Origin of the sequence: Mesorhizobium sp. WSM1497, assembly GCF_001672455.2 — a bacterium.
Classification (GTDB): domain Bacteria; phylum Pseudomonadota; class Alphaproteobacteria; order Rhizobiales; family Rhizobiaceae; genus Mesorhizobium; species Mesorhizobium ciceri.
On sequence record NZ_CP021070.1, the window covers coordinates 941829 to 960046 of the forward strand.

General features: G+C 64.9%; 17 protein-coding genes and 1 pseudogene. 9 read left to right on the plus strand and 9 right to left on the minus strand.

The window, feature by feature from the left end; translation table 11 throughout:
* Positions 1-33 precede the first annotated feature (33 nt).
* On the plus strand, positions 34-462 hold the full coding sequence (locus tag A9K65_RS04585; RefSeq protein ID WP_013528746.1) for an Lrp/AsnC family transcriptional regulator: 429 nt from the start codon (positions 34-36) through the stop codon (positions 460-462).
* 51 nt (positions 463-513) lie between these two features.
* Here the strand turns inward: A9K65_RS04585 and A9K65_RS04590 are convergent, their stop codons facing one another.
* The 3 genes from A9K65_RS04590 to A9K65_RS04600 form a co-directional block, all read right to left on the minus strand.
* Positions 514-1884, minus strand: a complete 1371-nt coding sequence (locus A9K65_RS04590) for a HAMP domain-containing sensor histidine kinase (protein WP_027162848.1) — start codon at positions 1882-1884, stop codon at positions 514-516.
* Positions 1881-2555, minus strand: coding sequence for a winged helix-turn-helix domain-containing protein (locus A9K65_RS04595; protein WP_027162849.1), 675 nt, complete (start codon positions 2553-2555; stop codon positions 1881-1883). The genes A9K65_RS04590 and A9K65_RS04595 overlap by 4 nt, the downstream gene beginning before the upstream one ends.
* Positions 2556-2714: 159 nt before the next feature.
* Positions 2715-3512 (minus strand): membrane protein, encoded by a 798-nt coding sequence (locus A9K65_RS04600; protein WP_027162850.1) that lies wholly within the window; start codon positions 3510-3512, stop codon positions 2715-2717.
* Between the two features lie 186 nt (positions 3513-3698).
* Between A9K65_RS04600 and A9K65_RS04605 the strand changes: the two genes are divergently transcribed.
* Positions 3699-4379 (plus strand): isoprenylcysteine carboxylmethyltransferase family protein, encoded by a 681-nt coding sequence (locus tag A9K65_RS04605; RefSeq protein ID WP_064992660.1) that lies wholly within the window; start codon positions 3699-3701, stop codon positions 4377-4379.
* Between the two features lie 10 nt (positions 4380-4389).
* On the opposite strand, the gene A9K65_RS04610 is transcribed toward A9K65_RS04605, so the two are convergent.
* Complete coding sequence (locus tag A9K65_RS04610) at positions 4390-4875, minus strand: hypothetical protein (RefSeq protein ID WP_064992659.1); 486 nt, start codon at positions 4873-4875, stop codon at positions 4390-4392.
* 220 nt (positions 4876-5095) lie between these two features.
* Between A9K65_RS04610 and A9K65_RS04615 the strand changes: the two genes are divergently transcribed.
* Positions 5096-5461, plus strand: coding sequence for a RidA family protein (locus A9K65_RS04615; RefSeq protein ID WP_013528752.1), 366 nt, complete (start codon positions 5096-5098; stop codon positions 5459-5461).
* A 25-nt stretch (positions 5462-5486) separates the two neighbouring features.
* On the plus strand, positions 5487-6722 hold the full coding sequence (locus A9K65_RS04620; protein ID WP_013528753.1) for an amidohydrolase/deacetylase family metallohydrolase: 1236 nt from the start codon (positions 5487-5489) through the stop codon (positions 6720-6722).
* A 96-nt stretch (positions 6723-6818) separates the two neighbouring features.
* Here A9K65_RS04620 and A9K65_RS04625 read toward each other — a convergent pair whose 3' ends face one another.
* Together A9K65_RS04625 and A9K65_RS04630 are read right to left on the minus strand one after the other, a co-directional pair.
* Positions 6819-8606 (minus strand): NAD(P)/FAD-dependent oxidoreductase, encoded by a 1788-nt coding sequence (locus tag A9K65_RS04625; RefSeq protein ID WP_064992658.1) that lies wholly within the window; start codon positions 8604-8606, stop codon positions 6819-6821.
* A gap of 114 nt (positions 8607-8720) precedes the next feature.
* Entirely contained in the window at positions 8721-9665 is a 945-nt protein-coding gene (locus A9K65_RS04630) for a MurR/RpiR family transcriptional regulator (RefSeq protein WP_024504069.1), read from the minus strand.
* A 337-nt stretch (positions 9666-10002) separates the two neighbouring features.
* Here A9K65_RS04630 and A9K65_RS04635 point away from each other — a divergent pair, with 337 nt between their 5' ends.
* The 5 genes from A9K65_RS04635 (at position 10003) to A9K65_RS04655 (ending at position 16017) form a co-directional block, all read left to right on the plus strand.
* Positions 10003-10830: an ABC transporter ATP-binding protein gene (locus A9K65_RS04635; RefSeq protein WP_024504068.1), complete on the plus strand. Its 828-nt coding sequence runs from the start codon at positions 10003-10005 to the stop codon at positions 10828-10830.
* Entirely contained in the window at positions 10827-11687 is an 861-nt protein-coding gene (locus tag A9K65_RS04640) for an ABC transporter permease (protein ID WP_064992657.1), read from the plus strand. The genes A9K65_RS04635 and A9K65_RS04640 overlap by 4 nt, the downstream gene beginning before the upstream one ends.
* Positions 11688-11923: 236 nt before the next feature.
* Entirely contained in the window at positions 11924-12919 is a 996-nt protein-coding gene (locus A9K65_RS04645; protein ID WP_245321980.1) for an ABC transporter substrate-binding protein, read from the plus strand.
* 358 nt (positions 12920-13277) lie between these two features.
* Positions 13278-14369, plus strand: coding sequence for a Gfo/Idh/MocA family oxidoreductase (locus A9K65_RS04650; RefSeq protein WP_063173405.1), 1092 nt, complete (start codon positions 13278-13280; stop codon positions 14367-14369).
* 205 nt (positions 14370-14574) lie between these two features.
* Positions 14575-16017: an amidase gene (locus A9K65_RS04655; protein ID WP_064992656.1), complete on the plus strand. Its 1443-nt coding sequence runs from the start codon at positions 14575-14577 to the stop codon at positions 16015-16017.
* Between the two features lie 218 nt (positions 16018-16235).
* Here the strand turns inward: A9K65_RS04655 and A9K65_RS35890 are convergent, their stop codons facing one another.
* The 3 genes and pseudogenes from A9K65_RS35890 to A9K65_RS04670 all read right to left on the minus strand — a co-directional run bounded on the left by A9K65_RS35890 (position 16236) and on the right by A9K65_RS04670 (position 18071).
* Positions 16236-16511: a M24 family metallopeptidase gene (locus tag A9K65_RS35890; protein ID WP_348629603.1), complete on the minus strand. Its 276-nt coding sequence runs from the start codon at positions 16509-16511 to the stop codon at positions 16236-16238.
* Positions 16417-17472, minus strand: a pseudogene (locus A9K65_RS04665) (M24 family metallopeptidase); the annotation flags it as partial. The gene A9K65_RS35890 and the pseudogene A9K65_RS04665, both read right to left, overlap by 95 nt.
* A 68-nt stretch (positions 17473-17540) precedes the next feature.
* Complete coding sequence (locus tag A9K65_RS04670; RefSeq protein ID WP_064992655.1) at positions 17541-18071, minus strand: invasion associated locus B family protein; 531 nt, start codon at positions 18069-18071, stop codon at positions 17541-17543.
* Positions 18072-18218 lie beyond the last annotated feature (147 nt).

Genomic DNA, 18218 nt, shown 5'->3' on the forward strand with positions numbered 1-18218 from the left:
TGATTGGTCAGTCCGCCGAGAAGAATCGTCGAAATGCTCAGCGATGCCGAACAGACCCTGCTTTCGCTGCTGCGCGAGAATGCGCGCGCCTCGACCGCCGAGCTGGCGCGGCGGCTTGGCGTCTCGCGGACAACCGTGCAGAGCCGGATCGAACGGCTGGAGCAGCGCGGCATCATATCAGGCTACGGCGTGCGGCTGGCGCCGGATTATGAGCAGGGGCTGGTGCGGGCGCATGTGCTGCTCACCGTGACGCCCAAGCTTGCCGACAAGGTGGTGCGCGGCCTGCGCGGTTTGGCGACGGTCCGGACGCTGCATTCGGTCAGCGGCAATTTCGACATGATCGTCATCGTCGACGCCCCATCGATCCGCGACCTCGACATGCTGCTCGACCAGATCGGCGCCATGGATGGAGTCGAGCGGACGCTGTCGTCGATCATCCTGTCGACGCGGATAGATAGGTGAGGGGACCTCTCAACCCAAGCTGGGCTTGAACAGCACCAGCCGTTTCGCCGGCTAATCCGTAGCCAGCGGAAAACGCACCACCACCGCAAGTCCCGGTCGGCAATCCTCGAGCGTGATCGATGCGCCGTGCAGATCGGCGATGGCCCGGACAAGGCTGAGCCCGAGGCCGCTGCCTGATGTCGAGCGGCTGTGGTCCAGCCGGTAGAGCCGCTGGAACACTTTCTCGCGCTCTTCCGCCGGAATGCCGGGACCGTTGTCGGCGACGCCCGCAACGACGCGTTCGCCCTGGCGCGCTACCGACAGCTTTATCGTCGTGCCCGATGGACAATGGCGCAACGCGTTCTCGACCAGATTGGCGAACATCTGCGTCAGCAGCTCGCGATCGCCATGGATCCGGTCCGTCGTTTCCTGTGGTTGCGCCAACGACAGCGACTTTCCGTCGTCCTCGGCAACATCGGCATAGATCTCGGCGATGGTTTGCAGCACCTCGCCCAGATCGACATCGGTGAACCGCGCCCGGCGGGCGCCGGCCTCGATCTGCGCGATGCGCAGCAGGGCATCGAAGGTCTCGTTGATCTGCAGGCTCTCGGCATGCGCCTCCGCCAGTTCAGCGGCGATTTTCCGGCCCGACAGGTTCTTTTCCGACGCGGTGTCGAGGATCATCTGCAACCGGTTGAGCGGCGTCTTCAGATCGTGGGCGATGTTGGCGCTGACCTGTTTCATGCCTTCGACCAGCGCCGACAGGCGGTCGAGCGCGGCATTGACCTGGCTGGAGACGATGTCGATGTCGTCGCCCTTGCCGGTCAGCGGAATGCGGGTGTCCAGCCGTCCATGCGAGACATCCACCATGGTGGCGGCGATGCCGTCGAGACGGCGCTGGACGCGCGAGGCGAGCAGGGCGCCGCCGGCGACCGCCAGCCCGGTGATGATCAGGGTTCCCCAGCCAAAGCTCATCAGCACGATCCTCTCCAGCTCCTCCGTCTCGGAAAGGCTGAAGGCGACGGTCAGCGTGTTGCCGCCGACCGGGCCGGAATAGGCGCGGTACTCGGCGCCGGGCGGCACGCCGGGCATTTCGGTGTCGAACATCGAGAAGCCGTCGGGAAGCCCTGCCGCGGTGAAGTTGCCGGCCAGGCGATTGCCCGTTGCGTCGGTCAACGAAAACAGCTGCTCCTTCTTGAGGCTGCGCAGGGAGTGGCTGCCGACGGTCTCAACCAGCTCCTTGAGATCGTTCTCGGCATAGGTCGCGGCGACGACCGCGTAGGTTTCCTTGATGGTGTCGTCGAGCCGCTCGGCAAGATCGGCGCTCATCATCTGGTAGACGATGGCGCCAGACAGGACGAAGGCCAGCACGAACAGGAAGGCGAAGGTCAGGGCAAGCCGGAATGGTGTGCTGCGCAGCAGGCGGGACCAGGTTCCGGTCATGGCGCGTGCAGGCTGTAGCCGGTGTTGCGGACGGTGTGGATGAGCTGGGTTTCGAAGGGCTTGTCGACCTTGGCCCGCAGCCGGCTGATATGGGTCTCGACGACGCTGGTCCTGGGATCGAAATGAAAATCCCAGACCCGCTCCAGAAGCATGGTGCGGGTGATGACGCGGCCTTCGCCGCGCATCAGCACTTCCAGCAGGCTGAACTCCCGCGGCTGCAGGTCGATCGGCTGGCCCCGCCTCGTGACGCGGCGCATGATCAGGTCCATTTCGAGGTCGGCGACCCGCAGGACGGTTTTCTGCTCCTGCGCCGCCGGCCGCCGGCCAAGCGCGTTGATGCGGGCGAGGAGTTCGGAAAAGGCGAAGGGCTTGACCAGATAGTCGTCGCCGCCGGCCTCGAGCCCCTCGACGCGGTCGTCGATGCCGCCGACGGAGGTGAGGAAGATCGCCGGCGTCCGCACGCCGGCGGCGCGCACCGCCTTGACCATCGACAGGCCGTCGAGACCGGGGATCATCCGATCGGCGACGATCACGTCGTATTTGCCCTGGGTCGCCGCGAACAGCCCGTCATGGCCGTTGCGCAGGAGGTCGCAGACATGGCCGGCCTCGGTCAGTCCCCTGACGATATAGTCGGCCGTCCTGTGGTCGTCCTCGACGAGAAGCAGTCGCATGAAAGGTCCGGTCCGTTGCCGAGATGGAGAGGCTATCACCGGCACGGGCTTGTTCCTAGGATGTCACGAAGGCGCAGGCTGGTGGCGCTAGAACGTTCACGATTGGCCGAAGCGGTGGGGTTTTCGGCAATTGCCAATGCTAGCGCATCCGCCCTGCACCTAGTCCAGGTCCAGCAACAGTTCATCGGCTTCGTCGGTTGTCCCCTTCAGGGTCATGTGCAGGACGAGCGCAATGATACAGCCGAGGAAGAGCAGGCTGGTGAAGATGGTGCCGAAGCCCAGGCCGCCATGCCTGGCCGACCGCGACAGCAGGTCACCGAAGGAGGCGCCGAGCGGCCGCGTCAGGATATAGGCGAGCCAGAAGGCCAGGATGCCGTCGAGATTGAGCAGCCAGTAGGCCAGCACGATGAGCGCGATGGCGCCGCCGAACAGCAGGCCTGTGGTGAGGTAGCCCATGTCGAAGCTTTCGGCGACGAGATCGCCGCCGGCGGTGCCGAGCGCGAAGGTCAAGAGGATCGCCAGCCAGTAGAAGATTTCGCGCCTGGTGGTGAAGATGGTGTGGATCGACAGCGACCGTTCGCTGGCGTACCAGACCGCGAATGTCGCGGCGAGCGCAACCGAGAAGGCGATGGTCGTGGTCTGCAGGCGCACGCCGAAAGTGTCGACGAGATTGTCCGTCACCAGGGTGCCGACGATGCTGATCAGCACCACCGCCAGCCAGTAGGCCCACGGCACGTAACGCTTCTGCGCAAACTGCAGGACGAGGGCAGCGATCAGGATGCCGGTCATGATCAGCGAGGTGACGGTCAGCCCAAGTCCGATCGTGTCGGCAAGATAGTCCGCCGCGGTCTCGCCGGTGGTGACCGCCATCAACTTGATCACCCAGAAATCGAGAGTGACGTCGGGAACCCGGTTGTGGTTCGGTGGGGCGGGTTGTCGCCTGTTGGGCGCGAGCATGGCTGAAGTCCTGAGGTCGACGGTTGCGGCGGTGGCGATCCCCGCAGCGTAAGCAAACGAGTTCACGCCGGCCTGTCCGGCGGCATACAAATTCGTAAGAATGGGCGTGGGCCGCGCAAAGGTCCTTTACGAACGCCCGGCGCTGCGCCGATAGAGGGCGTGCGCCTTTCATCCGCCATCAATGTCATGCCCATTGCTCACGGGCACCCGTCAGTGCCCCAGGAAACACCAAATGCCTACGCTACCCTCAAGCCGGTTTCCCAGGCCTTCGACCAGCGCAAGCGCCTGATCTTCGTGCGGGTTGCGGCGGCGCTGGCGGTGTTGCTGCTGTTTCTCACCAAGCCGGGGCTGAGCGAGGGCTCCGACGGGCACGAAACGATCGAATTCTTCGGCTTTTGCCTGGTGCTCGTCTGTGTCGTCGGGCGGCTGTGGAGCATTCTCTATGTCGGCGGCAAGAAGAACGAGGAACTGGTCTCGACGGGACCGTTCTCGACCACGCAGAACCCGCTCTATTTCTTCTCGACGGTCGGCGCGGTCGGCATTGGATTGCTCTACGGCTCGCTGATGGCGGCCGTGGCGCTGGGCCTTGCCAGCTTTTTCATCTTTCGCGTCACGGCGCGCAAGGAAGCCGAATTTCTGCTCGGCAAGTTCGGCCCAGCCTATCTTGCCTACACCAAGAGCACGCCCCGGTTCTGGCCAAACCCGCTGCTCTACCGCGACGATGACGAACTGCAGTTCTCGACGCGGGCTTTGAAGCGCACGTTTTTCGACGGGCTCTATTTCCTCGCCATCTTCCCGGCCATCGAACTGGTCGAGCATTTCCGAGCGACCGGCATGCTGTTTCCGGCCTTCGTCACGCTCTACTGATCAGCTGGCTCTAGCTGCCGAGCGGATGCGGCATGTAGCCGACGAAGCCTGATATCTTCCAGCTGCCGCCGACCTTGCTGCAGAAATACAGCGTCTGCCATTTCAGCCGGTCGATGCTGCCGTCCGCCTTGGCGACCGAGCCGTCGAACTTCTTGTGCAGCACGGCGCGGTCGCCGTCGACGTCGATGTCTCGCATGTTGGTGACGCGAAACAGCGCCTCGCGCAGCGGCTCGGCGAATTTGGTCGCCGCCGTCTCTTTGGCCTGGCGCAGCCATTCGTCGCGATAGACTTCGAGCCTTGGAAACTGCAGCCGCCAGGCGTCGGCGTTGTGCAGGAAATGCGCATGCATGCCGAAGAAGCTCTCGGCGACGAAATCATCCTCGACCATAGCCCAGTCCTGGCCGATGAAAGCGTCGATGTCGCGCCGCACCAGCATTTCCCAGAGCGCGTGGCGATCGGCATCGCCTGATGGAAACGGGTTCTTGTCGTAGGTCATTGCTGGTATCTCCGCTCTGGCAAATCCGTCTATGCGGTGCGGCTTCCAAGCCGCCCGTCAGCGCGTACGATGCAAGGGCTCTTGTAATAAAGCAACGCAGATTTCCAAGAATGTTGCTTTCCAACAAGGCCCCTATGAGGATCGGCCGGATCGGCGTAAATGTCGATCGAAGCGGGCGCTGCAATGGCACCCCGTCCTGTCATCAGAGGAGGCTTGTCCCTTGCCGAAACAGTGTTTTGGAACGTCGCATGTGCCGTTGTCGCCCGCCGTGCGGGCAGGCGATCTCGTCTATGTCTCGGGCCAGGTTCCCGTCGGCAGCGACGGCATCGTGGTCAAGGGCGGCATATCGGAACAGACCGAGCAGGTGCTCGCCAATATCAAGGCCGCGCTGGCGCTGGCCGGCTGCACCATGGACGATGTGGTGAAGACCACCGTATGGCTGGAAGACGCGCGCGATTTCGGCGCCTTCAACGCCGTCTATGCCAGGCACTTTCCGAAGAACCCGCCGGCCCGCACCACGGTCGAATCGCGGCTGATGATCGATATCAAGATCGAGGTCGAGGCGGTCGCCTATCGGCCTCTGTAAGCAAAGCAACGAGCGGAGGTTACCCATGCAATTCGACCTCCTGCTGAAGGGCGGACGGCTGATCGATCCGGCCGCTGGCCTCGACGCGCTGCGCGATGTCGCCATCGCCAATGGCCGCGTTGCCGCGGTCGACGCCGATATCCCGGCGGACAGCGCCGCGCAGATCGTCGATGCCGCCGGCTGCATCGTCACGCCGGGCCTGGTCGACCTGCACAGCCACGTCTATTGGGGCGGCACGTCGCTTGGCGTCGATGCCGACCGGCTGGCCGCCAAGAGCGGCACCACCACCTTCATCGATGCCGGCAGTGCGGGCGCCGGCAATTTCCTCGGCTTCCGCCGCCATGTCATGGAGCGCTCGAAGGTTCGCATCCTGGCCTATGTCAACATTTCCTTTGCCGGCATTTTCGGCTTCTCGCAGACGGTGTCGGTGGGCGAGTGCAGCGATCTCAGGCTCTGCGAGCCGCGCGAGGTTGTGGCTGCGGTGCGCGAGCACCGCGATGTCGTGGTCGGCGTAAAGGTTCGCTCGGGCAAGCATGCCGGCGGCACCAGCGGCATCGCGCCGGTGGATCTGGCGCTGGAGGCCGCCGACCAGGCCGGCCTGCCGCTGATGGCGCATATCGACGAACCGCCGCCCGGCCGCTCGGAAGTGCTGCCGCGCCTGCGCAAGGGCGACATTCTCACCCATTGCTTCCGGCCTTTCCCGAATGCGCCGGTGTTCGCTTCCGGCGCGGTGCGGCCCGACATGCGGCTGGCGCGCGAGCGCGGCGTCATCTTCGACATCGGCCACGGCATGGGCTCGTTCGATTTCGCCGTCGCCCGCGCCATGCTCGAAGAAGGGCTGGCGCCCGACGTGATCTCGAGCGACGTGCATCTCTACTGCGTCGACGGTCCCGCCTTCGACATCCTCGTCTGCATGTCGAAGCTCCTGGCGCTCGGCATGCCGCTGGTCGAGGTCCTGCGCGCCGCCACGCAAGCGCCGGCGCAGGCGATCGCGCGGCCTGACCTGGGCACACTGGCCGTCGGCACGGTCGGCGACGTCGCCGTGCTCCGTCAGCGCCCGGGCCGCTTCACCTTCGTCGACGCGGTCGGCGCGTCATTGGTCGCCGATCAGAGACTGGTGTGCGAAGGCATCGTTATGGGCGGCACCTGGTGGCCGAACGAAGCGGTCAACGATGTCAGCGAGACTGAGCGGTTTGTGGCGCATGCCGCGCATACCCATGTCGAGGTTGCGGCGAGGCACTTTGGGCATCGGCACGACTAGCTGATCTCGGCAGCTTGTGCCTGTCTTGGGACTGTGCGCTTGGCGAATGGCTTCCCCCACTCCGGCGAGCGAAGCTCGACGGAGTGGGGGTCGACTTTACCCGGCGTTGCTCACCGCCCCGTAAACCGGCGTCTCAATGCCTTCCATCCGCGCCTTGATCTGCAGCGCCACATATTTCGAATAGAAGCGCGACAGCGCCAGATTGCCGCCGTGGAACCAGAGCGCTTCCTGGGCGGTCGGCTTCCACATGTTGCGCAGCTCGCCTTGCCAGGGGCCGGGGTCGCCCTTGACGCCGGAGCCAAGGCCCCAGCACGGGCCGACCTTGTCGGCGACTTCGCGCGAAACGATCGCGGCGACATTCTCGTTCATCGACTGATAGCCGGTGCAGGCGATGATGGCGTCGGCGGCGAGTTCACTGCCGTCCTCGAACAGGATGCCGCTCGGGGTCAGCGACTTGATGGCGACGCCGCTGCGGATGCCGATCTTGCCGTCGATGATCAGGTCGGAGGCGCCGACATCGATGTAGTAGCCGGAGCCGGTGCGGTAGGCCTTCATCAGAAGGCCGGTCTCGTCGTCGCCGAAATCGATGGCGAAGCCGGCGGCGCGCAAGCGGTCGTAGAAGGCCGCGTCGCGCGCCTTGATCACCTCGTAAAGCGCCCGCTGGCCCTTGGGCACCAGCGCGAACGGCGTCGAGGCGACGATCATGTCGGCCTTCTCGGTGGTGATGCCGCGCGCCAGTGCGTCTTCCGAGAAGATCTCGAAGCCGACTTCCATCAGCGTGTCCGACTTGACCACTGTCGTCGGCGAACGCTGGATCATGGTGACCTCGGCGCCGCTCTCCCAGAGGTCGACGCAGACATCGTGGCCGGAGCTTGCAGCGCCAATGACGGCGACTTTCCTGCCGCGGAATTTGTCGCCGCTGGCATACTGGCTGGAGTGCAGCAACTCGCCCTTGAACCGGCCGGCACCCGGCAGATCGATCCGCCGTGGCGGGCCGTAGGCGCCGGTGGCGAAGACGATGTGCTTGGGCTTCAGCGTGATCTGCCGGCCGACGCGGTCGACGACCACGGTCCAGACTTTTTCGGCCTCGTCATAGCTGGCGCTGAGGCATTTGGTGGCGACCCAGTAGTTGAGCTCCATGACGCGCGTATACATTTCCAGCCAGTCGCCCATCTTGTCCTTGGGCGTGAACACCGGCCAGTTTTCGGGGAAGGGAATGTAGGGCAGATGGTCGTACCAGACCGGATCGTGCAGCACGAGCGTGCGGTAGCGGTTGCGCCAGGAGTCACCCGGCCTGGCATTCTTCTCGATGACGATGGCCGGCACGCCGAGCTGGCGCAGTCGCGCCCCCAGCATGATGCCGCCCTGGCCGCCGCCGATGACCAGGCAATAGGGCTGTTCATCAGTGCCGAGTTCGCGTGTCTCGCGCGCCCGCGCCTCCGACCAGGTCTCGCGCTGGGGATCGGCCTTGTGGCGCACGCCGAGCGGCCGCGCCGCGCCCTTGCGCTCCTCGAAGCCCTTGAGGTCGGCCATCGCCGTGAACAATGTCCGGCAGCGGCCGTCGCGCAGCCGCATGATGCCCTCCCCCCTGGCCACCTCGGTTTCGAAGCTGAACCAGGCCTCGATGGTGCCGTCGTCCGAGGTCGCCTCGCCGGTCAGCCGCCACGCGCTCGGCTTGGCCGTCGCCAGCGTCGTCGCCAGCATGTCGGCGATCGCCGCGCGGCCTTCCATGGTCGTGATGTTCCAGGTGAAGGTCAGGAGATCGCGCCAGTAGCAATCGTCGACGAACAGGTTGCTCGCATCGGCCACGTCGCCGGCTGCGAGTGCCTGCGCCAGGGATTCGAGCCATGCGGCTGCCTGTTTCGTGGGTGCTATTTCGAGCATCTCTTTCCCTCTTCCTGCGTGCGTCTAATCTGTGTTGGAATGGCAACTGTCGAACCCGGCGCTGCCCCTCATCCGTCTGCCGGCACCTTCTCCCCGTGAACGGGGAGAAGGGAGCTAGTCTCCGAGCGGCTCCATCTCCTTGCCGGTGCGGTGGATCTGGGCGTTGTATTTGATGCGGCGCACCGTCTCGCGGGCCGAGCCGTCGAGCTTGTAGGCGGAGGCCACCGCCAGCAGGTCGATCGCCGCCAGAAAGGCGAAGCGCGATGCCGTCGGCTTCAGCGTGTCGGGATATTCCGGCACCGCCACCGTCAGCCTGACGTCGCAGGTGCGGGCGAGCTCGGTGTCGGGCGCGGTCACGGCGATCGCATTGGCGCGGTAATGCTTGGCGAGCTCGACGGCCTCGATCACCTCGCGGGTGCGTCCCGTCGCCGAAATGGCGATCACCAGATCGCCGGGCTTGAGCGTCGAGGCGGTCATGCGCATCAGATAGGGATCGCACTGGGCGCTGACCGTGATGCCGTAGCGGAACAGCCGGTATTGGGTTTCCTGCGCCAGCGCCGAGGAGCTGCCGCCGAGGCCGAAGACCGTGACCTGGCGCGCCTTGGCGATCAGCTCGGCGGCTTTCTGCAGCTGGGCCGGGTCGAGCTGCCGCTCGGCCTCCTGCAGCGCCCGGCGCGCCTCGCCGAACACGGCATTCCAGAACGGCATGCCATTGTCATTGCTGACGGAAGGCGACTTGGCCAGGTAGAGCGCGCCGACGACGAGGCTCTGCGCCAGCTTCAGCTTGAAATCGCGCACGCCCTCGCAGCCGATGGCGCGGCAGAACCGGGTCACCGTCGGTTCGCTGACCCCGGCGCGCTGGGCAAGGGCGGCGTTGGAGGCGTCGACGGCATATTTGACGTCGTCGAGAACGACATCGGCGACACGCCGTTCGGCCGGGCGCAATTCGCTGTAGGAATCCTTGACCAGCGAGATGATGTCGGGGATGCGCCGGACAGGATCGCGCCCCTCGGTATCGGGGCCTGGAACAGGCTCGTCCTGGCTGCCAGCGTCGGTCATGGGGTCCTGGTCTTTCCCTGGGTTGCGAGGCTGTCGTCTTAGCATGTTTGCACGCCCTGGCTCCACGTGCCCGACCGGATCGCAACCGCAGCGTGTCGTTGGGGAAAGCTCACCTTCCTCCGTTCCTCTCCGGTCCGTGTCAGTTCCGAAGTATGTAGGAAAGCAACATGCATTTCAAGGCCGTAAAACCGACGGTAAAACAAGACGATAGGTATACTAATCGATTTTCGTGATACGGCCGCTATCGTCGGTGCTTGACAGGAAAGTAGGATAGTTACAGACTGATTTTCGCTGGGGATGAGCCAATGGATCATCGCGCAATCTTCCCGGGGGGCAGATGAACACGGGCGATGCAAAAAAGCCGAAGCTTGGCGTGCAGGCAGCGACCAAGATCTATCACACGGCCTCCGGCGACCTGCTGGCGCTGGACCGCTGCAGCCTCGATGTCAGCGTCAATGAAATCGTCTCGATCGTCGGCCCTTCCGGCTGCGGCAAGACCACGCTTTTGTGGTCGATGTCGGGCCTGCACAGCCTGACCAGCGGCGAGATCCGGCTCGACGGCAAGGCCATCACCGGTCCGCATCCCGATATCGGCATCGTCTTCCAGGAGGCGAACCTCCTGCCGTGGCGCAACCTCGACGCCAACATCCGCTTCCCCTTCGAGATCAAGGGCGAGAAGCCGGACCGGGCGTGGATCGCGCATCTGCTCAACCGGGTCGGGCTTGATGGCTTCGGTGGCAAGTTTCCGCGCGAGCTGTCGGGCGGCATGCAGCAGCGCGCGGCGATCGTGCGGGCGCTGGCGCTAAAGCCCTCGGTGCTTTTGATGGACGAGCCGTTCGGCGCGCTCGACAGTTTCACCCGCGAGGAGATGAACCGGCTGGTCGAGGAGATCTGGCTCGACACCAAGACAACCATCGTCTTCATCACCCACTCGATTGAGGAAGCGATTTTTCTCTCGGACCGGGTGGTGGTGCTGAGCGCCCGGCCGGGACGGGTCGCCAAGGAATACCGCGTGCCGTTCCCACGGCCGCGTTCGCTGGAGATCATGGCGACGAAGGAGGTCTTCGACCTCACCAACCGGATCAAGATGGACATTGTCGGCGAACGCACGCGGCCAAAAGCGCCGGAGCGCCCGAGCGCCGAAATCGTGAGGATCAGGCCGTGAGCGGGGGCGATGCCATTCCGGAATTCTCGAAGTCCAAGTCGGGCGCCAAGGCGGGCGACGGCCACGAGGTCAGCCTGACCAATCTTTCCGCCTTCGCCAGCGGCCCCGGCATCAAGTCGGGCAAGGAGGTGGCGGCCATTCTTGCCGTGGCGGTGATCATCATCGGCGGCATCGAACTGGCGCTGCGGCTGTTCCACGTGCCGCTCTATATCATGCCGCCGCCGAGCTCGATCGCTTATGCGCTGTTCGACGAGTTTCCGCTGATCGCGCCGCATCTCGGCTACACGCTGGTCGAGCTGGTGTCCGGCTTCACCATCGGCGCCATCATCGGCCTGGTGCTGGCCGCCGTCATCACCCAATTCCCGTTCGCAGAGAAGATCGTCGCGCCTTACATCCTGCTTCTGGTCACCACGCCGATGCTGGCGCTGGTGCCGCTTCTGATCCTGCGCTTCGGCTTCGGCTACACGCCGCGCATCATCGCGGTGGCGCTGGCCGCCGGGCCGATGGTGATGATCAATGCGGCGACAGGCTTTCGCCGCGTCGACAGCGCCAAGATCGCGCTGGCGCGTTCCTATGGCGCCAGCACCCTGCAGATGTTCTGGAAGATCCGCGCGCCGATGGCGCTGCCGATGATCCTGGTCGGGCTGATGATCGGCGCCATCTTCGGCCTGCTGACCGCGGTCGGCGCGGAAATGGTCGGCGGCGGTTTCGGGCTCGGCAACCGGCTGACCACCTATTCGTCGATGATCCAGATGCCGCAGTTCTTCGCGGTGGTGCTGATCCTGTCGACGCTCGGCATCCTGATCTACGTGCTGTTCTTCCTGATCGGCAAGAAATGGGCGAGCTGGGAGGCTTGAACACAGGGATATGACGGCGCCCGGGAGGCGGGCGGCAAGAGACTGACATCAACAAAAAAGGGGAATGCCATGACCAAAGAGAACTCGATCAACCCGGCGGGGATCAGCCGCCGCTACTTCCTGCAGGTCACCGGCGCCGGGCTGGTGACGGCGACGGCGCTTGGCGCCACCGGCCTGAAGGCCAGGGCCGAACCCTACGGAAATTCACCTGGATCTCGCCGCGCGGCACGCTCGAAGTGCTCGACGATTATCCCTACTGGGCGGCCAAGAAGGCCGGCTATTTCGACGGGCTGGACACCGACATGCAGCCGGGACCATCGGACGGCACCGCGACGGTGAAGTTCGTCGATGTCGGCCAGGCCGATATGGGCTTCCCGTCGCCCGGCGTGTTCTCCTTCGCCATCCAGAACGGCATGAAGCTGAAGTCGGTGTTCCACATGGGCGCGCGCGACACGTTCAGCATCGCCTTCCGCAAGGGCGAGGGATCGAACGACCTGAAGAAGCTGGAAGGCAAGACCATCCTGCTCGGCTCCGCCGCCTGGCAGTCGATCACCGACCCGCTGCTGGCCGCGCAGGGCGTCGACATCAAGAAGGTGAAATATGTCGAGGCCGGCTGGCCGACCTGGGGCACGGCGCTGGCCGGCGGCCAGGGCGACGCCGCCCTGTCGTGGGAAGGGCTGCGCGCCGAATGGATCGCCAAGGGGCTCGACTTCGAATACTGGCTCGGCGTGCAGAATTCGAAGCTGCCGGCCAACACCTTCGTCGTGCGTGCCGCCGATCTCGAGGATCCCGACCGCAAGGCGTTTTTGGAAAAGTATCTGCGCGGCTGGGCGATGGGCCTCGAATTCGGCTACCAGAATCCACGCGCGGCGGTCGAAGCGGTGTTCGAGCAGTTCCCGACGCTGGCCAAGAATCTCGGGCCGGAGCTCGGCACCACCTCGATCCTGCAGCAGATCAACGTTTTCCGCGGCGACATGGACAAGCGCGGCGGCTGGGGCTCGCACGACATGGCGAGCTGGCAGGGCTTCTTCGACGAAATCCACAAGATCGGCCAGATCACCGCCCCGGTGAAGGCCGAGGATGTCTGCACCAACGATCTGATCGGCCCGGCCAATGATTTCGACAAGGCCAAGGTCAAGGCCGATGCCGACGGCGTCAAGCTGTCGGAAGGTTTTGCCGCGCTCGATGTCGAGAAGATCAAGGCGCATCTGTTCGATTCGGCGGTGAAGTAGGGCTGCGCAACGGGTCATGTCGGCGCCGCCCTCCATCACCCTGCCTTGGCTCCTTTCCTCTCCCTCCGGAGGGGGGAGAGGTGGCTCGGCGAAGCCGAGACGGAGTGGGGGAAGGCGTTCGTCAAACGCGCAGTCGCCGCAAGACAGGCACAATCTGACGAGCAAGAGACCTCAAGCGCGCGGCGAGGGTCGACCCCACTCCGTCGAGCTTCGCTCGACACCTCTCCCCCGATCGACGGGGGAGAGGAAAGGGCCAGGCAATGAGCGGCGGCGCTGACCTGAGGTGATTGTCCCGGATAGACATGCGAGCGGCAACCGATCGCCGCATATTATTCAATCAAGAATTTGGGAGGTAGCGGTGTCCGACAAGGTGAAAGTGCTGGTGGTGGGTCTCGGCAATATGGGTGCGTCGCATGCCAGCGCCTATCACCGGCTCGACGGTTTCGAGATCGTCGGCATCATGAGCCGGTCGATCAAGAGCAACACGAAGATTCCGGAAGAGTTAGCCGGCTACCCACTCTACGAGGATTTCGACCAGGCGCTGAAGGAAACAAAACCGGACGCCGTCTCGATCAACAGCTGGCCGAACACCCACGCTGAATACGCGCTGAAGGCAATCGCCGCCAACTGCCATGTGTTCATGGAAAAGCCGCTCGCCACCAACAACGAGGATGCCGAGAAGGTGGTCGCGGCGGCGCGCGCCAAGAACCGCAAGCTGGTGCTCGGTTATATTCTGCGCGTGCATCCGTCGTGGATCAAGTTCATCGAGGTCGGCAAGACGCTCGGCAAGCCGCTGGTGATGCGGCTCAACCTCAACCAGCAGAGCAGCGGCAGCGCCTGGCACTGGCACAAGAACCTGATCGATTCGCTGATCCCGATCGTCGATTGCGGCGTCCACTATGTCGACGTCATGTGCCAGCTGACCGGCGCCAAGCCGGTGCGCGTGCACGGCATCGGCGCCAAGCTCTGGGCGGAAGCCGACAAGCAGAATTACGGCCATCTGCACGTCACCTTCGATGACGGTTCGGTCGGCTGGTACGAGGCGGGCTGGGGCCCGATGATGAGCGAGACGGCCTATTTCGTGAAGGACGTCGTCGGCCCCAAGGGCGCGGTGTCGATCGTCGCCGGCCAGCAGGCAAGCAGTGTTGCCGAGCTGGCAGAGGTTTCGAATTCCGCCGACATCGACCGCCACACCAAGACCGATGCGCTGAAGATCCACTATGCCGCTGTCGACGGCGACAAGAATTTCTCCAAACCCGACGAGATCGTCAGCATGGAGGACGAACCCGGCCACCAGGAACTGTGCGATCGCGAGCAGGCCTTCTTCCTGCGCGCCATCCGCGAGGATCTCGACCTCACCGAGCAGATGGATGCGGCGGTCAACAGCCTGCGCATCGTGCTGGCCGCCGAGCAGAGCATCGCACTGGGACGGACCATCGACCTGGCCTGAAGTCGCGCCAGCCCCCTCATCCGGCCGCTTCGCGGCCACCTTCTCCCCGTTGGGGAGAAGAGGGTGGCGCTGGCGCTGCAAGTCTCCTCTCCCCTCGGGGAGAGGTCAGCCGAGCGAAGCGGAGGCTGGGTGAGGGGGCCGATGCCCCAATACAGTTCTCCGCAGGAGCAGCATCAACACAAGCTATCCGCCGAAGGAGAGAGATATGGCCGCCGTCACCGACAGTCTGCTGAAAACCTATGCCGAGTCCGACGCGCTGGACCTTGCGGCGCTGGTGAAGCGCGGCGCCGTTACCTCGGCGGAGCTGGTGGAAGCGGCGATCACGCTGGTCGATCGGCTCAACCCGACGCTCAATGCGGTCATCCATCGCCTCTACGACATGGCGCGCGCCCAGGCGCAGACGGTCGACACATCAGCGCCCTTCGCCGGCGTGCCATTCCTGCTCAAGGAGCTGGCCTCGTCCTGGACCGGGGCGCCGAACACCAACTCCTCATTCTACCTGAAAGATGTCGTCGCCGATTTCGACACCGAAGTGGTTCGCCGCATGAAGGCGGCCGGGCTGGTGCTGGTCGGCAAGTCGAACGCCCCAGAAAATGGCTGGTCGATCACCACCGAGCCAAAGCTCTACGGCGCGACGAAGAACCCGTGGAAGGAAGGCATCACGCCCGGCGGCTCCAGCGGCGGAGCGGCCGCGGCGATTGCTTCGCGCATGGTGCCGATCGCCGAAGCCAGCGATGGCGCCGGCTCGATCCGCATCCCGGCCTCCTGCTGCGGCATCGTCGGCCTGAAGCCGTCGCGCGGCCGCGTCAGCCTCGCGCCGTTCGGCGACTATTGGTATGGCGGCGCCTATTTTCTTTGCTGCTCGCGCACGGTGCGTGACACGGCGGCCTATCTCGACGCGGTCGCCGGCGCGCTGCCGGGCGACCCCTACACGCCGCCGGTTCCTGATGGCAGCTGGCTCAGCCTGTCGGCGCGGGCGCCAACGAAGCTGCGCATCGGCTTTTCCGTCACGCCGCCCAACGGCACCGCGATCGATCCGGAGGTGAAGCCGGCGGTGCTGGAGACCGTGGCGGTACTCGAGCGGCTCGGCCACCATGTCGAGGAGCATGACATGCCGCTCGACGCCGATGCTGTGTGGAAGACCTACACCAACATGACCTGCGTGCAGACGGCGGCGACCTTCGACTACCTTGAAACGGTGATGGGGCGGCCGGTGACACCGGGCGATGTCGAGGCGGTGACCTTCGCGATCATCGAGCGCGGCCGTGCGACCAGCGGCACCAGGCACATCTCCGACGTCGAGCAGCTCAGGCAGGTCGGCCGCGACATCGTCGGCGACCTTGGCGCCTACGATCTCTTCATCACCCCGACGCTGACGCAGCTGCCGCGCCCGCTCGGCTATTACGACATGTCGGAGACGGATATCGACCGCTACAATGCCAAATGGACGGACGCGGTGTTTGCCTTTCCCTTCAACATCTCCGGCCAGCCGGCGATCTCGCTGCCGCTCGGCTGGTCGAAAGGCGGCGTGCCGATCGGCGTGCAGCTCGTCGGCCGCTACGGCGACGAGGCGACGGTGCTGGCCGCGTCGGCGCAGCTGGAACAAGAGATGCCGTGGAGGGGGAGAAGGCCGGCGGTGAGTGGTTAGGTGCTTGGCAGCCCACCGCCGAGTTCCGTGGCGCCCCCTCTGTCCTGCCGGACATCTCCCCCTCAAGGGGGGAGATTACGCGCTCAACAGCCTTCGCCAAATCATCTACACGGTAAGGTGGGCGAGACGGCGAAGCTGCCAATCTCCCCCCCTTGAGGGGGAGATGCCCGGTAGGGCAAGGGCGCCGTAGAGCGCTGCCCCTGCAGTGACCCGCCTCCCTATCCAATCCTCTCCAGCCGCCTCGGCAGTCGGTTCATCGGCTTGGGCCCGTCCGGCATGATCAGGAACTGGTCCTCGAGATTGAAGCTGGCGAGGCCGTCTATGTAGAGCGGGATCTCGAAGGCCAGCACCATGCCGGTTTCGATCACGACATCGCTGTCGGCGGCGATGAACGGCCATTGTTCGGAAAACACCGACTGGCCGACGCCATGGCCGAAATGGCCGCGGTGGTAGGTGCGCAGCCCTTGCCGCCAGGCTGTCGGTGGCGACGCGATGCACGTGGGCGAGCGTGGTTCCCGCAACAAGGGACGCCAGGCCGTCGTCAAAGGCCCGCTCGGCGATGGCGTGCAGTTCGGCCTGCTCGGCGGATGGCGGCCCGAAGGTGAAGTTGCGCGACATGTCGGAGGCGTAGCCGCCGACCGTGCAGACCATGTCGCACTTCAGCGGATCGCCAGGCATCGCTTTCGCATCGGCATCTTTGGCCCGAGCGCCCAGCGTCACATATTCGGCCGTTTGGACCGGATGGGACAGTCCGGCCGCGGCCGTGGCGACACCTTGCCGGTAGAGGGCCATGAGATCGGCCTGGCGCATGCCGGCCATCGCATCGACCTGCAGCCGCTCCAGCCCCGCTTCCGACAGGATGATGCCTTGCTGCAGCAGGTCGATCTCGCGCGGCGACTTGATGGCCCGCAACCTGTCGAGCACGGCCGAGCCGTCGACCATCGTGCAGGCCGGCAGCAGCGCCTGCATGACCGAGAAATCGGCGGCGGGAACAAAATCGAGGTCGACGCCGACCCTTGCGCGCCCGAGCCCAAACCCGGTCAGGATTTGCTTCAGCTCGTCGACGGCACGGGCGAGTTCGAATGTGGCGGGCCGAGAAAAACCCGGCGCCCGGCCGGCAAGGCCGGCCTCGATGCGTTGCGGCAACCCTTGCCCTGACGCCGAGGCGTCCAGCGTGGCGGCTTCGATCCAGATCGGGTGGCTGCGGATGACAGCGTCCGGCAGAACCCGCTGCAATTGTCCCGCATTGAAGTCCGCCACCACGACGCCGATCGGCAGGTCTCGGCCAGCCGGGATGACGACAAAGCCGGCGCCGGCGCGCCGGAACAGTCCCGCCGGGCCGATCGAGGCTCCGGTCGCATAGTGGAAGGCCTCGGGCGCGCACAGCACCAGCGCCTCGATGCCGGCGCGGTCCATCAGTTGCGCCGCGCGCTGGCGGTCGACAAAGCCTGTCATGGGTTTCTCCACTGTCCGAAGCGGCAACGGAGCATTCCGGGTGCGTACAATCAAGCCGCTGACAACAGCTACTTGATCGATTCCAGCTTGGCGACGGCGGCGGTGAAGCCAGCCAGCGACACCGGGATGGTGACCGGCTTGCGGGTGACCGATTCCATGCCGATGTTCAGATTGGTCCCCGACTTCATGGCCTTGATGAGATCCGCCGACAGCGGCGTGGCGGCATAGGCGCCGTTCTGGTCGCTGGTCTGGATGGCAATCGTCGTCTTCTGGCCCTGATCGATCTGGAAGGAGGCGCCGGACGGCAGGAACAGGCCGTGCGGCAGGGCAAGCAGCATGGCGAGGCTGCCATTGCCGTTGTCGCGGCGCACGGTCACGGTCAGCACGCGCTGCCCGGTCTTGGCCTCGGTCAGGTTCTGCGAAAGCTGGCACTGAAGCTCGGTGGTCGCCGAACCGCTGGAGCAGTTCACCGCCCACGGATTGGCATCGGCCGGTTTTGCATTGCTTTCAGCCGGCTTTGGCTGGGCCGGCTTGGCATCTTCGGCGAGGGCTGGGCCGGTGGCCAGAGCAAGCCACAGGGCGGCCAGCCCCGCGGCCATGCCAAATAAATTAGGCTTGCTAAAGTAAATGTCATGTTGTTTTGCCGGATGCCTTGCATGTTTCCTCGCCGCGCCCGGTATTCTCCCGAGCATGGCTTGATACAACACCCGCGACTGTTCCGGAAGCCGAGCAGGAGGCAAGCAAGC

Coding starts and splice junctions, on each gene's coding strand:
- A9K65_RS04585 (WP_013528746.1), top strand. CDS start 34: ATGCTCAGCGATGCCGAACAGACCCTGCTTTCGCTGCTGCGCGAGAAT.
- A9K65_RS04590 (WP_027162848.1), bottom strand. CDS start 1,884: ATGACCGGAACCTGGTCCCGCCTGCTGCGCAGCACACCATTCCGGCTT.
- A9K65_RS04595 (WP_027162849.1), bottom strand. CDS start 2,555: ATGCGACTGCTTCTCGTCGAGGACGACCACAGGACGGCCGACTATATC.
- A9K65_RS04600 (WP_027162850.1), bottom strand. CDS start 3,512: ATGCTCGCGCCCAACAGGCGACAACCCGCCCCACCGAACCACAACCGG.
- A9K65_RS04605 (WP_064992660.1), top strand. CDS start 3,699: ATGCCCATTGCTCACGGGCACCCGTCAGTGCCCCAGGAAACACCAAAT.
- A9K65_RS04610 (WP_064992659.1), bottom strand. CDS start 4,875: ATGACCTACGACAAGAACCCGTTTCCATCAGGCGATGCCGATCGCCAC.
- A9K65_RS04620 (WP_013528753.1), top strand. CDS start 5,487: ATGCAATTCGACCTCCTGCTGAAGGGCGGACGGCTGATCGATCCGGCC.
- A9K65_RS04625 (WP_064992658.1), bottom strand. CDS start 8,606: ATGCTCGAAATAGCACCCACGAAACAGGCAGCCGCATGGCTCGAATCC.
- A9K65_RS04630 (WP_024504069.1), bottom strand. CDS start 9,665: ATGACCGACGCTGGCAGCCAGGACGAGCCTGTTCCAGGCCCCGATACC.
- A9K65_RS04635 (WP_024504068.1), top strand. CDS start 10,003: ATGAACACGGGCGATGCAAAAAAGCCGAAGCTTGGCGTGCAGGCAGCG.
- A9K65_RS04655 (WP_064992656.1), top strand. CDS start 14,575: ATGGCCGCCGTCACCGACAGTCTGCTGAAAACCTATGCCGAGTCCGAC.
- A9K65_RS04670 (WP_064992655.1), bottom strand. CDS start 18,071: ATGGCCGCGGGGCTGGCCGCCCTGTGGCTTGCTCTGGCCACCGGCCCA.